12 protein-coding genes, 2 tRNA genes and 1 rRNA gene are annotated in these 14,993 nt (G+C 44.4%); 12 read left to right on the top strand and 3 right to left on the bottom strand.

Annotation, left to right across the window (positions count from 1 at the left end):
- The first annotated feature begins 2 nt into the window (after positions 1–2).
- The gene (gene lptG / locus N646_RS08505; protein WP_005381071.1) at positions 3–1,073 is read left to right on the top strand and encodes an LPS export ABC transporter permease LptG; all 1,071 of its coding nucleotides are present in this window, start codon (positions 3–5) and stop codon (positions 1,071–1,073) included.
- Positions 1,074–1,160: 87 nt separating this feature from the next.
- Here lptG and N646_RS08500 read toward each other — a convergent pair whose 3' ends face one another.
- Complete coding sequence (locus tag N646_RS08500) at positions 1,161–1,640, bottom strand: RDD family protein (RefSeq protein WP_005381070.1); 480 nt, start codon at positions 1,638–1,640, stop codon at positions 1,161–1,163.
- A gap of 184 nt (positions 1,641–1,824) precedes the next feature.
- Complete coding sequence (locus N646_RS08495; protein ID WP_005385537.1) at positions 1,825–3,093, bottom strand: DUF2254 domain-containing protein; 1,269 nt, start codon at positions 3,091–3,093, stop codon at positions 1,825–1,827.
- Between the two features lie 227 nt (positions 3,094–3,320).
- On the opposite strand from N646_RS08495, the gene N646_RS08490 reads away from it, so the two are divergent.
- Both N646_RS08490 and N646_RS08485 read left to right on the top strand, forming a co-directional pair.
- Entirely contained in the window at positions 3,321–3,986 is a 666-nt protein-coding gene (locus N646_RS08490; RefSeq protein ID WP_017821843.1) for an SDR family NAD(P)-dependent oxidoreductase, read from the top strand.
- A gap of 190 nt (positions 3,987–4,176) precedes the next feature.
- Positions 4,177–4,261, top strand: a tRNA-Leu gene (locus tag N646_RS08485).
- 246 nt (positions 4,262–4,507) lie between these two features.
- Here N646_RS08485 and N646_RS08480 read toward each other — a convergent pair.
- On the bottom strand, positions 4,508–5,791 hold the full coding sequence (locus tag N646_RS08480; RefSeq protein ID WP_017821842.1) for a carbohydrate-binding protein: 1,284 nt from the start codon (positions 5,789–5,791) through the stop codon (positions 4,508–4,510).
- A 246-nt stretch (positions 5,792–6,037) separates the two neighbouring features.
- Here N646_RS08480 and N646_RS08475 point away from each other — a divergent pair, with 246 nt between their 5' ends.
- The 9 genes from N646_RS08475 to N646_RS08435 all read left to right on the top strand — a co-directional run bounded on the left by N646_RS08475 (position 6,038) and on the right by N646_RS08435 (position 14,971).
- The gene (locus tag N646_RS08475) at positions 6,038–6,343 is read left to right on the top strand and encodes a PTS sugar transporter subunit IIB (RefSeq protein ID WP_020480920.1); all 306 of its coding nucleotides are present in this window, start codon (positions 6,038–6,040) and stop codon (positions 6,341–6,343) included.
- Between the two features lie 87 nt (positions 6,344–6,430).
- The gene (locus N646_RS08470) at positions 6,431–7,765 is read left to right on the top strand and encodes a PTS sugar transporter subunit IIC (protein ID WP_017821840.1); all 1,335 of its coding nucleotides are present in this window, start codon (positions 6,431–6,433) and stop codon (positions 7,763–7,765) included.
- 51 nt (positions 7,766–7,816) lie between these two features.
- Positions 7,817–8,128, top strand: coding sequence for a PTS lactose/cellobiose transporter subunit IIA (locus N646_RS08465; protein ID WP_031777269.1), 312 nt, complete (start codon positions 7,817–7,819; stop codon positions 8,126–8,128).
- 12 nt (positions 8,129–8,140) lie between these two features.
- Positions 8,141–9,463, top strand: a complete 1,323-nt coding sequence (locus N646_RS08460) for a 6-phospho-beta-glucosidase (RefSeq protein ID WP_017821839.1) — start codon at positions 8,141–8,143, stop codon at positions 9,461–9,463.
- A gap of 18 nt (positions 9,464–9,481) precedes the next feature.
- Positions 9,482–10,237, top strand: a complete 756-nt coding sequence (gene chbG / locus N646_RS08455; RefSeq protein WP_017821838.1) for a chitin disaccharide deacetylase — start codon at positions 9,482–9,484, stop codon at positions 10,235–10,237.
- Between the two features lie 104 nt (positions 10,238–10,341).
- A complete protein-coding gene (locus N646_RS08450) occupies positions 10,342–11,340 on the top strand; it encodes a LacI family DNA-binding transcriptional regulator (RefSeq protein WP_005381031.1) in 999 nt (332 codons plus the stop codon).
- Between the two features lie 130 nt (positions 11,341–11,470).
- Positions 11,471–12,724 (top strand): HD-GYP domain-containing protein, encoded by a 1,254-nt coding sequence (locus tag N646_RS08445; protein WP_005381029.1) that lies wholly within the window; start codon positions 11,471–11,473, stop codon positions 12,722–12,724.
- A 550-nt stretch (positions 12,725–13,274) separates the two neighbouring features.
- Positions 13,275–14,827 (top strand): 16S ribosomal RNA (locus tag N646_RS08440).
- A gap of 67 nt (positions 14,828–14,894) precedes the next feature.
- Positions 14,895–14,971 (top strand) — tRNA-Ile (locus tag N646_RS08435).
- Positions 14,972–14,993: the final 22 nt, after the last annotated feature.

Below are 14,993 nucleotides of genomic sequence, written 5' to 3'. Positions count from 1 at the left end.
CTGTGTTCAAAATCTTAGACCTTTACATCGGTAGAACCATCATCTCTACCACTGCCTTGGTTTTAGCGACGTTTGTTGGCTTATCGGGCATCATCAAATATGTAGAACAGCTACGTAAAGTAGGGCGAGGTGTGTACGACCTCACTCATGCGTTGTACTTTGTGTTACTCAGTGTGCCGCGTGATATCGAAATGTTCTTTCCAATGGCGGCATTACTCGGTGCCCTGATCGGCTTAGGTATGTTGGCTTCAAGCTCTGAGCTGGTGGTGATGCAAGCTGCTGGTTTCTCTAAGCTGGATATCGGGTTATCGGTACTAAAAACGGCCGTCCCGCTCATGATTGTCGTTATGGCGTTAGGTCAATGGGGCGCTCCTGAGGCCCAGAAGATGGCCCGTGACTTACGTGCGTTTGCGATATCAGGTGGTAGCATTGTGTCTGTGCGCTCAGGTGTGTGGGCTCGTGACGCAAACGACTTTATCTTTATAGGTAAAGTCGAAGACGACAAGCTTTATGCTTTAAATATGTGGCGTTTTGATGATGATAAGAATCTACAAAAAGTTATTTTCGCCGAAGAAGTCGACTACCAACAAGATAACAACTGGCTGATGCGCTACGTACAAATTACGGACATGGAAAATGAAAACGTAATTTCAAAGCAAGACATCGAACAGATGGAGTGGCACACCTCTTTGGCACCAGATAAGCTAGCTGTGGTGACCGTGAAGCCAGAAGAACTGTCACTGAGCGGTTTGTATGATTATGTGACTTACCTGAAAGCATCGGAACAAGATGCATCTCGCTATGAGTTGGCGTTTTGGCGTAAGTTGACTCAGCCGCTTTCAATTGCTGTGATGATGTTAATGGCGCTATCTTTTGTTTTCGGTCCACTCAGAAGCGTGACCATGGGGGCAAGGGTATTGTCGGGCGTGGTTGCCGGGTTTACTTTTTACATATCCAGTGAGTTCTTTGGTCCATTAAGCTTGGTGTATGGCATATCCCCAGTGTTTGGTGCTTTGGCCCCGAGTTTGGTGTTCTTAGCTATTGCGATTGCACTGCTACGAAGAAAGCTATAACTGAAGCATCATCGAATAAACCAAGTTTTACCGAACCAAACGTAAAAGGAAGGCATTACGCCTTCCTTTTTTGTGTTCCTAGACAAGTTAATTTGCCTTAGGTAATACAACAACCTCTGTTTTGGCCCAAATGTCGTGGAAACCACGTTTCTTCGGATCAATCGGTACAGTCAAATTTGCCAAGCCAAAGCCAGATGTCGAAATACGAATCAGAGCTTGAGTTACCGTAATTGGTGCTCCGTCTTTGGCATTGCGAACTCGAAGCTTCCAAGCGCGCATCCCAAGAGTTTGTCCTGCTCGCGTCCAGAAGAACACAAAGAAATATATCCACACACCCGCAAGATAAAGTGTAAATAGAGGGCTCAATACAGGGTGCTTTCCGAGCATATCTGCGGCATCAGCGTACTCGCCATAGCTCAACAATCCTGCTGCATTTAGTGCAAACACAACGGCCATAACAATACCTGCGGCCATCATTTCAATTGCGATAATAATCAATGTGTCGTAAATCAACGCTGCAAGTCGACGAAAGAGACCAGCAGGTGGAAGAGTTGTAGACGTTGTCATTATTCCATCACTTACCTTAAAAATTGTGCGTCAGAATATAGATTCCCTCACCAAGAGAAAAGAGACCTAACGCACAGAGTCTTTAATTGTGTATAAACGAAGAGACTTTTCTGCCCTACGTTATCAGCACATGTCATGATACACGAGGCCGTGCAGCAATATGTTTCAACTGAATTCGACTCTCTTAACCATTGGCTTTTTGGTCTGTGACCAGATTAGATAGCTGAGAGAGTTGGTGTTTCTCATCTTCGGTATAATGTTGGCTTAATGAAAGCTCTAAAGCTTTTTCTGACAGCTTGATTGCTGGTGACAAAAATAACTTAGGGTGCATACTAGAGAGAGCTAGCAAGGCCTTTTGTAGGCGAATCTGTATTTGGAGTTGCGCTGCACCATCGTGTGCTATCGGCAAAAAGACATCATCGAACAAATCCTGGCAGCTTAATGCGGGCACAAATAGTCTAGGGTATCGAGTTTTGGTAGGCGGCTCGCTGAGTAGGTCTCCCCATAATGAAAGTGCTCGTACAGAACGCCCAAGAACGTCAATCGCGGTGCCATTATCATTTACAGCCGGAGATAGTGCTCGTGAGGCGATTTCCGCCATAACGACTAAACCAAAGCGAGGGTCCTGATCATATGAACGCTCCGTTCGAATCGTGAAGGCTGCCGTTACTTCGCTTTCGTCTGGCAACTCTCCACAAACCCAAGCCAATGGTTGACCTACGTACACAAAACTTCCCGGTTGTCGCTCAAGATAGATGGTGCATTGGTTTGCTTCAGCAATACTATCGAGATGATGCATATCAACATGCTGTAAGTAGCCAATTTCTTGGCTCAAAATAGGTTTACTTCCTCTGGGTTTATGTTCTGGGTGGCTCCACGGGTGAGCACCTAGCCAGCGCTCTTTACCCCGTTTTCTTATCGCATCTAACAAGGCTTGCTCTACGTATGAAGTGGTTTCACTGACCCTTCCTAGTACGGAAAGGTGCTGAATCCAACGTAACAGAGTGAGTATGATCATCACGATTACGGCGATAGTCACGATGAATAGATAAATTTGTGCTTGTTGATGATAGGCCCCAATACCTAGCGCGATAATTCCTACCAAACTAAATAGAAAAGAGCCAAGAAAGGTTGCTAAGGCATTTTGTGTTGTGCTGTCTTCCATCAACAGTTTTGTCGCTCGCGGCGTTACCCCTGCACTAGCGGCACTGTACGCTGAGACCATAATATTGAGAGAGAATGTAGTCACTGCAAGCATGGAGGTTGCGAGGATATTTAATATGTTGTTCAACAAATCCTTGCTGACGTTGATGGCAGGGGGCAGAGTAATGAACTGGTTTAAAACAATCGACATTAAGGCGGTAGCAACAGCTAGTAATGCGTAGAGTGACGTCCGGACCCACAGTTTTCGTGTCATCTGTTTCAGTAACCACTGCCATTTTGACCCAGTCATTCTTTGCTCCTATTCAGTTCTCACTAGAAAGTCGATAGAAAATTCAGAAAGTTATTCTTGCTTAAGCATAGGTTAAATGCCCGTCGTTCTGCTTGATATTTCATGCATCACGAAAGTAAGAAAGCTGCTTGCTTCAAAGAATGGTGCTCTTGAGGTGTGAATTACCACGATTCTGTTACCTTAATTGATAGATGAATTAAAAGTATGTGATTGAAAAGAGGTAGCGCATGATTGTAATTACAGGTGCAAGTAGCGGCTTAGGGGCGGAACTAGCAAAGCGTTATGATGCGGAAGGCAAAGAGACGTATGTAATAGGAAGAAATACAGAAAAACTATCCGCACTAGCAAAACAACTCTCTCATAACGTCGGCTATCAAGCTTGCAACCTCTCATTACATCAAGGTGTGAAACAGCTCTTTGATGGGATGAAACAGCCGCCTGAAATGGTCATTCATAGTGCAGGAAGTGGTTATTTTGGCTTACTGGAAGAGCAGGAGCCGGAAGAGATTCAAAAGTTGATTGATAACAACCTGAATTCTGCGATTCATGTGTTAAGAGAGTTAGTAAAGCGTTACAAAGATCATCCAATAAAAGTGGTCATGATCATGTCCACAGCCGCGCAACAACCTAAAGCGCAAGAGTCTACGTATTGTGCAGTGAAATGGGCCGTCAAAGGATTAATTGAGTCGGTTCGTTTGGAGCTAAAAGGAAAACCTATGAAAATTATCGCGGTTTATCCTGGTGGAATGGATACGGAATTCTGGAAAACAAGCGGCAATACGATGGACACGAGTTACTTCATGCAAGCAGAAGATGCCGCAGAGATGCTCCATAATGCGTTGTCGAGCATTGGGAATGGTTATGTTTCTGATATTACAGTGAATAGAATTTAAAAAGAGTTTCGTATACTCACTTTCATCTGGAAGAGTAGTAGAAAATGGAGCGTACGTTTCTTATGAGTACAGCTTTGTCACACTTTGTGGCGAAATTATCAGCAAACGATAGTTATTTAAGGTATTTCTGCTTGCGCAGGTCAAAAGCTTACGTATAATGCCAACCATCAAAGGGCAATAGCCCAAAGATGCCGGTGTGGTGAAATTGGTATACACGACGGATTCAAAATCCGTTGCCTTCGGGCGTGGCGGTTCAAGTCCGCCCACCGGTACCATATCAGAAAGGTCGCTTTTATAGCGGCCTTTCGTCGTTTTAGGTGCTCGTAAATATCAAAAGGAAGTTAGCGTTGCCTTCGCGGTGACGGCAGGAATGCCAGTCCAATCAACTCCGTCCACCGGTACCATATTTTAAGACAGAGCCTCGATGAAAGTCGGGGCTTTGTTGTATCTGGATCTTCAAAACAAAAAAGCGCGAGGGGTATGCCTCGCGCAAACTACTACATGGTGATAGTAGGAACAGCCTATAGAGCTGTGAACAAGGTATTTTGAGTGTTCGGAGTCCAGTCTGCTTGGGACACGTGCGGTACATCAACTAGATAACGCAAACCTTGATAAGTCACCACATCACCTTGTTTATAGGAAACATTCTGAGTCCAGTTAGTGGCTGGGTCTGCATTTGTCCAGAGGCTAGAGGTTGGAGACGGTGCCCAATCTTGTTGTGCAGTATGGTTTGTTACAGCCTGGTATACAGTACCTAGGTGTAAGACGTAATCGCCAGCGTCGTAGTTATGACCAACTTGCCAGTTCGGTGTGTAGTTATCCATTGTGTCGAAGTCATAACCCGCTTGTTTTGCTAACTGTATAAACTTAGCGAGCTTAGGTAAGTTTTGCGTTGCCCCCATGCCACGCTTACCATCTTCAAATAGGAACTCGTGAGTTAAAACGATAACTTTATCGGCGTGTAAAGGTGTACCACATGGGAACTCTTGAGCTTTGGAGTTGATCGGGTTAATCGTTGTTGGTGCACAAGTGTTTAACGCGGAATCCACATATCCAAGAAATGCTTCTGCTTCTGTAAGGCTGTTTGCTGGCATTTCAATGCCCCAATTTTCAGGTGCCCAGTCCACATCCCAACCGTGAGTTTGATAGCCGTTATTCGCTAGGATATTTTGAACCTCGATAGCTGCTTTTACACTGTTGGATGGGTTGGATGTATCGCATACATATCCTGGTTCCCAAGGTTTCAGGTCATCAGACGTGGCACATAACCCATCTGCTTTGAAGTCTTTCGTCACGCGCCAACCGTTGGTGTAGGGCAGTCTAGCAAACTCTGTTGCCTTGTAGTTCGGGTAGCTTGTAATGTTCGGCAAATACTTTGCTAACACAGATAAGTTTTCCGTAAACATTGAGGCATCGTAAACAGGGTCTTGATACGAGTTAAGCTGGTGGTCCCCGGTCGCATTACACTCCGCAGCACTGTTCGGTCCAAACTCATCAACGCAATTATGAACCATATGATCGTAACTATGGTTCGCGACAATATGACCAGTGTCTAATGCGAGCTTTAAGGCTTCTAGCGAACGGTCTTCATTCTCATCACCAATTCCATCTAAATGCCAAGCATTAAAGTAAAACGTCGCTTTGATATCTTCCTGGTTAAGTACTTGAATAACGTCAATAGATGCATTGATTGGTCCATCATCAAACGTTAGATAAATGGTGCCTTTAGAGTCGGTTTGAGCAAATGAGTGCTGTGATAGTGCGGCACTTACAAGCGCTGCAATAGCCAATTTATTAAATTTCATTCTCTATTCCTTTTAAGAAATTAATAACGACGTTGTCAGTAGTAAAATATTGATAATTTGAAACTTAATGTGATGTCTTAAATTATTTTATGACTTTTATCCTAGACCTAAATAATTACAAAAAATAGGTGGTATTTTCTAAATTGGGATTGTGTTCACGAATAATGCAACCGGTTGCGCTTTTTTGTCTTGGTTATTTTTGCTACAGTTTTTACAGGTTGAAATTTACACAACGGGAGTAAGGCTATGAAAAAGATCCTTTTATGCTGTAGCGCAGGGATGTCAACCAGTATGCTTGTTAAGAAAATGGAGCAAGCTGCTGAAAATAAAGGAATTGAGTGCAAAATTGATGCAATGTCAGTGAATGCGTTTGAAGATGTAATTAAAGAGTACGATGTTTGTCTTCTCGGGCCTCAAGTACGTTTTCAGCTAGAAGAGCTAAGAAAAACGGCGCAAGAGCATGGTAAAAACATTGATGCTATTTCTCCTCAGCATTATGGAATGATGAAGGGAGAAGAAGTACTAGAGCAAGCATTAGAATTAATTAACTAAACTATAGTTTTAAATTAAAAAGATAACTGTACATCAAATATAAATATTTGATGCGGGATTCTTTTGCCTAAAATAAGGATGGATTCTATGAAGCTTTATGACGCAATTATAGGCGCAGTCGAAAAGCATATAGCCCCTATAGCAGCTAAAGTGGGGAATCAGCCCCATGTTCGCGCAATGAGAGACGGTTTTATTGTCGCAATGCCGTTTATTATTGTCGGTAGTTTCATTTTGATTTTTGCATTCCCCCCATTTGCCGAAGATACAACCTTTACTTTTGGTCGAATTTGGCTCGATTTCGCCACTACACATTTTGATACCATAATGATGCCCTACAACATGTCGATGGGGATCATGACCATTTTTGTTTCGCTGGGCGTTGCTTATAGTTTAGCGAAGGCTTACAAGATGGATGGGATCACGAGTGCTGTATTGTCACTAATGTCTTTTTTACTCATTGCGGCCCCAGCTAAAGATGGCGCGTTGTCTATGTCTCACATGGGCGGAACCGGGATCTTCACCGCAGTGATGTGTGCATTTTTCTCGGTGGAGCTCTACCGTTTTATGAAAAAGCACAATATTACGATTCGCATGCCAGAGCAGGTGCCACCGGCGATTGCGCGATCATTTGAAGTATTGCTACCAGTCTTAGCGATATTCATTACCTTATATCCACTTAGCCTTTTCGTACAAACCCAGTACGACATGCTGATTCCAGATGCTGTTATGGCTATCTTTAAACCGCTAATTAGTGCGTCTAACTCATTGCCTGCCATTATTGGCGCTTTATTGCTTTGCCAGCTGCTTTGGTTTGCGGGTATTCATGGTGCTGCAATTGTTGTTGGACTGCTTTCTCCAATCTTTTTGACCAACATTGGTGCCAACATTGAAGCCTTTGTTGCAGGTGAACCGATTCCAAATGTATTTACTCAACCGTTCTGGGATTTTTACATCTTTATTGGCGGCTCTGGTGCAACACTTGCTCTTGTTATGCTGATGTCGTTTAGCCGTTCTGTTCACCTTAAGAGCATTGGTCGAATGAGTTCGGTGCCTGGCTTTTTCCAAATCAACGAACCAGTGATCTTCGGTAGCCCAGTTGTGATGAACCCGACCTTGTTTATCCCGTTCGTCTTCGCTCCAGTCATCAACGCTACGATTGCGTATTTTGCTGTGCATGTCGGCTTTGTGGGTATGGGTGTCGCTACAACACCTTGGACAACACCGGCACTGATAGGTGCTTCGTGGGGTAGCGGTTGGACCTTTGCGCCAGTATTGCTCGTCATTGGTTTATTGATTCTTGATCTAATCATCTACTTCCCATTCTTCAAAATGTTTGAGAAGCAAATGTTGGAGCAAGAACTACCAACGACGAAGGAAACTAAAGGTGACACGCAGCCGTCAGGCGAAGGCGTTACTGCTTAACTGTGCTTAATGGGCCGCAATTACCGCGGCCCGATTTTCGGAGAGAAAATGATGGAACAAGAATTGGTTGTGATGGAGATCATTTGCAATGCTGGTGAAGCCAGAAGTTTAAGCTACGAGGCATTGCGTTTATCTCGAGAACAAGATTTTGAAGCGGCTGACGAGAAGCTCTCTCAAGCAAGAGAGTGCATTAATAAAGCCCACTTAATACAGACTCAGCTTATTGAAGAAGATCAGGGAGAAGGGAAAGTCCCGATGACGTTAGTGATGGTGCATGCTCAAGATCACCTGATGACTACGATTTTGGCTCAAGAGATGGCTGTAGAAATCGTCGCACTGAACAAAAAAATCTCGAACAAGTAAAGGGGGATGAAAATGTCTAGAGAGGCGATCAAACTTGCCATTATTGGCGGTGGTAGTAGCTATACCCCGGAATTGGTTGAAGGGGTTATTAAGCGCTTAGAATATTTACCCGTTAAGAAAATCCATTTTGTGGACATTGAGTCAGGAGCTGAGAAGCTTGAGATCATCAAAGGATTGGCTCAGCGAATGGTCGATAAAGCCGGAGCAAAAATTGAGATAAAAGCCGGTTTCGATCGCCGTGCTGCGATAAAAGATGCGGATTTTGTGATGACGCAGTTTCGTGTTGGTGGCCTTGCTGCACGCGCTAACGATGAGCGAATCCCAATCAAGTACAACGTCATCGGCCAAGAAACAACGGGCCCTGGTGGTTTTGCTAAAGCACTGCGAACCATTCCGGTCATTCTTGATATCTGTAAAGACATTGAAGAGTTGGCTCCAAACGCATGGATGCTCAATTTCACCAACCCAGCGGGTTTAGTTTCCGAAGCGGTCAGTAAGTACACCAAAGTAAAGAGTATTGGTTTATGCAATGTGCCCGTTTCAATGGAAATGATGATTGCAGAAATGATGGAGTGCGAGCCAAAAGAGCTACAACTTGAGTTTGCTGGGTTAAACCATCTCGTGTGGGTACACAAAGCATGGCTCAATGGGGAAGATATTACTCAAACGGTATTAGAGAAAGTCGGTGATGGTGCCAACTTCAGTATGAAGAATATCTGGGAAGAGCCGTGGGATCCGGCATTTCTAAAAGCACTGGGGGCGATACCATGTCCTTATCATCGTTACTTCTACCAAACTGATGCCATGCTTGCTGAAGAGAAACAAAGTGCCGATGAAAAAGGCACTCGTGCTGAGCAGGTAATGGAAACAGAAAATGCGCTGTTTAAGCTCTATCAAGATCCTACCCTCGATCATAAGCCGAAAGAGTTAGAGGAGCGGGGTGGTGCTTATTATTCTGATGCATCACTGAACCTAGTTGATTCAATTTATAACAATCGTAATAGTATTCATGTTGTTAACGTTTTAAATAATGGAGCGATCAACGGCCTACCTGACGATGCTGTGATTGAATGTAGTGCGGTGATTGGTAGCTGGGGGGCGAAACCTCTTGCGGTTGGCGAGTTGTCAAACAATATCAAAGGATTACTCCATCAAGTTAAAGCGTATGAGCAGCTAACAATAGAAGCTGCTGTCGAAGGTAATTATGACAAGGCGCTTATGGCATTAACCAATAACCCATTGGTGCCTGACATTGGCCGCGCCAAGTCAATCCTGGATGATATCCTAGCGGTGAACGCTCCGTATTTACCTCAATTTAAACTAACGACGTTGTAGTACTAAGGAAGGACGCCAATGAAAGTCATTTTTAATGCTGATGATTTTGGTTTAACGAGAGGTGTAAATAACGGCATCGTTAAAGCTCATCAGCAAGGTGTGGTTCATTCAACCACCATGATGGTGGGTATGGATGCTGAGCAACATGCCTTAGAACTAGCTCGCCATAATCCAGGCTTGAAAGTTGGCGTTCATCTTAGGTTTACAGCAGGTGTGCCTATAACGAAGCATCCTAACTTGACCAACGGCCGAGCGCACTTTATCAACTATGACGAACTTTGGAGTAAGCAGGACTTCGAAACTCAGGTCGTTTATGATGAAGCAAAAGCTCAGGTGGAACATTTTTTATCGCTTGGGTTAGAGCTAAGCCACTTAGATAGCCATCATCACGCGCATACTCACCCTCAAATTTTGCCCGTTATTAAAGAAGTAGCGAATGAATACCGAGTGCCACTGCGGGGCACTGGCTTGTGTCAAGAATCGATGACAATCAGGTATATCTTTACTGATGAGTTTTATGACCAAAAAGTGAGCTTGGATGGTTTGATGACACATTTATTGAGCTTAAAAGCTGACTATGACTTGGTTGAGGTGATGTGCCACCCGGCAGAGGCCGATCAGGCGCTTATCTTAAAGAGTGGCTATGCGCTTCAGCGAGAGCTAGAGTTACAAGTTCTTACCTCTCCCATTTTAAAAGAACAGTTAGCTCATCATGGCATAACTGTCACGGATTACTCTGAGCTTGTTTCTACCAATCAAATGGTCGGTGTATGATTAAAGGCTGCCAGCTTCGCCCCCTATAGCACCTTACGAATTGCTGGCAGCCGTTCTACACAAACGAATATTTAATAACAATTGCAGTTGGACCCAATAGCATTATGGCAAGGATTAAAGATGTAGCCGAACTCGCCGGTGTAAATCGCTCTACCGTTTCTCGAATTATTAATGGAGAGGGGAAATTTCGCGAGGAAACTCGAAAAAAAGTAGAGCAAGCTATGGCGCAATTGAATTATCGTCCTAGTGCAATTGCTCGTTCACTCGCAACCTCATCCAGTAATATGGTTGGGTTATTGGTGACTTACTATACGGGGGGCTTCTTTGGCGAGATGATGGAGCAGGTTCAGACCGAGCTGGATATTCATAAGAAGTTTTTGATTACAGCTCAAGGCCATCATTCTGCACAAGGTGAAAAAGAGGCAATTCAGCGTTTTAATGATTTACGTTGTGACGGCTATGTACTTCATAGTCGTTATTTGTCAGATGATGACTTACGTGAATTAGCTAAACAGCCAACACCTTTCGTTCTCCTGGATCGCTACGTGGAAGGAATAGAAGAGCGTTGTGTTACCTTTAACCATCATCATGCAAGCCGTATTGCCGTTGAGCACCTTTTAGCTGGTGGTCATCGAAAGATTGCTTGTATTGCCGGTCCATCCCAACGTCATAACAGTGTATTGAGAAAGCTTGGGTATATTGATGCAATGAAGGATGCTGGTATAGATATTGATGAAAGCTGGTGTGAAGAAGGGAATTATGGTCGGCAAAGTGGTTATGATGCAATGGCTGCAATTTTACAACGACACCCTGATGTGACGGCTGTCTTTTCGTGCAGTGAAGAAATGACGGTTGGCGCAATGCAGTACTTACACGAGCACAGTATTTCTGTACCAGAGCAAATCTCATTAACTAGCTTTGACAGTGTTGATCTTTGTGAAAGTCTTTACCCTACAGTATCAGCAGTGCACTTTCCTATCAGTGACATGGCCCGTGTAGCGGTACAAACGTTAATGGGGCTAGTCAAAGATCAAGAAGTAATAGACAAGCCAGTGTTCGAGGCCAAGCTTAAAATACGCAAAGCAGATCGCTCCTTAAAGTAGCTTACTTCTATCTAATTAAGTGAGTCGCTTAGAAATAACGGTTTGATGTTTTGCTAGTTACTGATGAATTTATTCACAAAATTTACTAGTATTCTAACTCTCTTAAGAAATATAAATCAGTAGTGAATAAGTGGCAGCCATTAAACTAACGGTCGATCGTATTCAACCCGGATTACATATCCGTCTTCCGCTAAAGTGGAACGATCACCCCTTTCTACTCAATAGCTTTAAGATTAAAGACCAAGAGCAAGTCGAGATGATCCGCCACCTCGGCGTAAAGTTCGTTTACTTTAATCCAGAGCAAAGCGATGCCGTTCCACTCCCTGTTGATCAAAGACAAGCTGACAGAGTAACAAATGAAGCGTCGTTAGATCATGAAACTCAAAAAATGTGGCAAGAAAAACAGAACCGCATAGAAAAGTTAAGTGCATACCGTCGACGCGTGATTCAGTGTGAAAAAGAGTTTGAGCGCTCTCTGGCACGTATGCGTTCAGTCATGACTAAAATCCGTAACCGTCCGACAGCAGCAGTTGATGAAGCAAAGCTTCTTATTGAAGATATCGTCGAGAAGTTAATGTGCGATGATAATGTTACGTTACATCTGATGAACGGAAAAAATGAGTTTGAAGATATTTATTTCCACTCATTGAACGTGGCTGTTATCTCGATGATGATTGGCCGTGCTAAAGGGTACTCAGCAGCACAGTTGAAAGAGCTTTCCTTCTCCGCACTATTCCATGATATCGGGAAAATAAAAATCCCGACTGCAATATTAAGAAAGCAACTACCTCTAACAGAGCCAGAAACCAACTACTTAAAGTTGCACACTAAATATGGTGTCGATCTTGCGAGTCAAATCGAGGCTTTTCCCGAAGTCGCGAGAATTGTGATCGCGCAGCACCATGAGCTAAGAGATGGGTCTGGTTATCCTAAAGGCCTGAAAGGAGATGAGATCAACGAGTTTGCTCAAATTATTGCTGTAGCCAATGCGTTTGATAACTTGTGTCATACACCGATAGTCTCAGATCAAAAGATTCCTTATACCGCACTCTCTCATTTATATAAGAACTGTAAACACCTATATAAAGAAGAGAACCTGAACATCCTAATTAAGTTTATGGGCGTGTTTCCTCCGGGTACCGTAGTTCAGCTTTCTAATAATATGGTCGGCCTGGTTATCTCAGTGAATGCATCGCATTTATTATTCCCGAATGTCTTGGTTTACGATCCATCAGTACCAAGGACGCAAGCGCCAATCATTGATCTTGCCTCAAAAGATATAAAGATAGTTAACGCGATTCATCCGTCAAAATTACCGGATAAAGTAAAAGAGTATCTAAATCCGCGTTCGCGTATTTCTTATTTCTTTGATAGTGATGAGTAGTTATCCACAGCTTTTTGTGGGTAAATTGTATAAATCCTGAGTGTTATTTCTGGGTAATTTTAGGGTTGGATGGAAAGTATCCATTTGGCATGTTTTTTTAGAAAAAATGCATTTTTAGTATTGCCAAAGAAAATCTTCTCCCTATAATGCGCATCCATCGACACAGCAGACGTCACAAGGCTTCAGCAGGGTCGAAGAGGTAAAAAGCTTCTACAAAAAATTAGTTTAAAAAAGTGTTTGACACTAACAACTAAATCGCTAGAATGCACCTCCGCTTTGAGAGAAAAACTTCTCGCAAAGCAAGCTCTTTAACAATATAGACCTATCAATCTGTGTGGGCACTCGTTGATGATAATCCAATTCGATACTTCGGTATCAAATTAGGTTTCAATGAAACGAAGTGACCATTTGAATTGGGAAGCAGCCTTGAGCTGTTTTGTTTTACTTTTTCAAAAGTAAAAACCAATAAGAGCACAGTCAATTCAAACATTACTTCTGCTATTTATTAGCGAAAGGAATGTTCAGTATTCATTGAGCCGAACAAAATCTTAAATTGAAGAGTTTGATCATGGCTCAGATTGAACGCTGGCGGCAGGCCTAACACATGCAAGTCGAGCGGAAACGAGTTATCTGAACCTTCGGGGAACGATAACGGCGTCGAGCGGCGGACGGGTGAGTAATGCCTAGGAAATTGCCCTGATGTGGGGGATAACCATTGGAAACGATGGCTAATACCGCATGATGCCTACGGGCCAAAGAGGGGGACCTTCGGGCCTCTCGCGTCAGGATATGCCTAGGTGGGATTAGCTAGTTGGTGAGGTAAGGGCTCACCAAGGCGACGATCCCTAGCTGGTCTGAGAGGATGATCAGCCACACTGGAACTGAGACACGGTCCAGACTCCTACGGGAGGCAGCAGTGGGGAATATTGCACAATGGGCGCAAGCCTGATGCAGCCATGCCGCGTGTATGAAGAAGGCCTTCGGGTTGTAAAGTACTTTCAGTCGTGAGGAAGGTAGTGTAGTTAATAGCTGCATTATTTGACGTTAGCGACAGAAGAAGCACCGGCTAACTCCGTGCCAGCAGCCGCGGTAATACGGAGGGTGCGAGCGTTAATCGGAATTACTGGGCGTAAAGCGCATGCAGGTGGTTTGTTAAGTCAGATGTGAAAGCCCGGGGCTCAACCTCGGAATAGCATTTGAAACTGGCAGACTAGAGTACTGTAGAGGGGGGTAGAATTTCAGGTGTAGCGGTGAAATGCGTAGAGATCTGAAGGAATACCGGTGGCGAAGGCGGCCCCCTGGACAGATACTGACACTCAGATGCGAAAGCGTGGGGAGCAAACAGGATTAGATACCCTGGTAGTCCACGCCGTAAACGATGTCTACTTGGAGGTTGTGGCCTTGAGCCGTGGCTTTCGGAGCTAACGCGTTAAGTAGACCGCCTGGGGAGTACGGTCGCAAGATTAAAACTCAAATGAATTGACGGGGGCCCGCACAAGCGGTGGAGCATGTGGTTTAATTCGATGCAACGCGAAGAACCTTACCTACTCTTGACATCCAGAGAACTTTCCAGAGATGGATTGGTGCCTTCGGGAACTCTGAGACAGGTGCTGCATGGCTGTCGTCAGCTCGTGTTGTGAAATGTTGGGTTAAGTCCCGCAACGAGCGCAACCCTTATCCTTGTTTGCCAGCGAGTAATGTCGGGAACTCCAGGGAGACTGCCGGTGATAAACCGGAGGAAGGTGGGGACGACGTCAAGTCATCATGGCCCTTACGAGTAGGGCTACACACGTGCTACAATGGCGCATACAGAGGGCGGCCAACTTGCGAAAGTGAGCGAATCCCAAAAAGTGCGTCGTAGTCCGGATTGGAGTCTGCAACTCGACTCCATGAAGTCGGAATCGCTAGTAATCGTGGATCAGAATGCCACGGTGAATACGTTCCCGGGCCTTGTACACACCGCCCGTCACACCATGGGAGTGGGCTGCAAAAGAAGTAGGTAGTTTAACCTTCGGGGGGACGCTTACCACTTTGTGGTTCATGACTGGGGTGAAGTCGTAACAAGGTAGCGCTAGGGGAACCTGGCGCTGGATCACCTCCTTATGCGATGATTACTCACGATGAGTGTCCACACAGATTGATATGGTTTATAAAGTAAAGAGACGATACTGGGTCTGTAGCTCAGGTGGTTAGAGCGTTCGCCTGATAAGCGAGAGGTCGGTGGTTCGAGTCCACTCAGACCCACCAATTTCTTTCCCAAGGAATTGGC

It is taken from the genome of Vibrio alginolyticus NBRC 15630 = ATCC 17749 (assembly GCF_000354175.2).
Taxonomy (GTDB): domain Bacteria; phylum Pseudomonadota; class Gammaproteobacteria; order Enterobacterales; family Vibrionaceae; genus Vibrio; species Vibrio alginolyticus.
The sequence above is the reverse complement of the archived record's forward strand: the minus strand, read 5'-3'. Positions and strand labels throughout refer to the sequence as shown.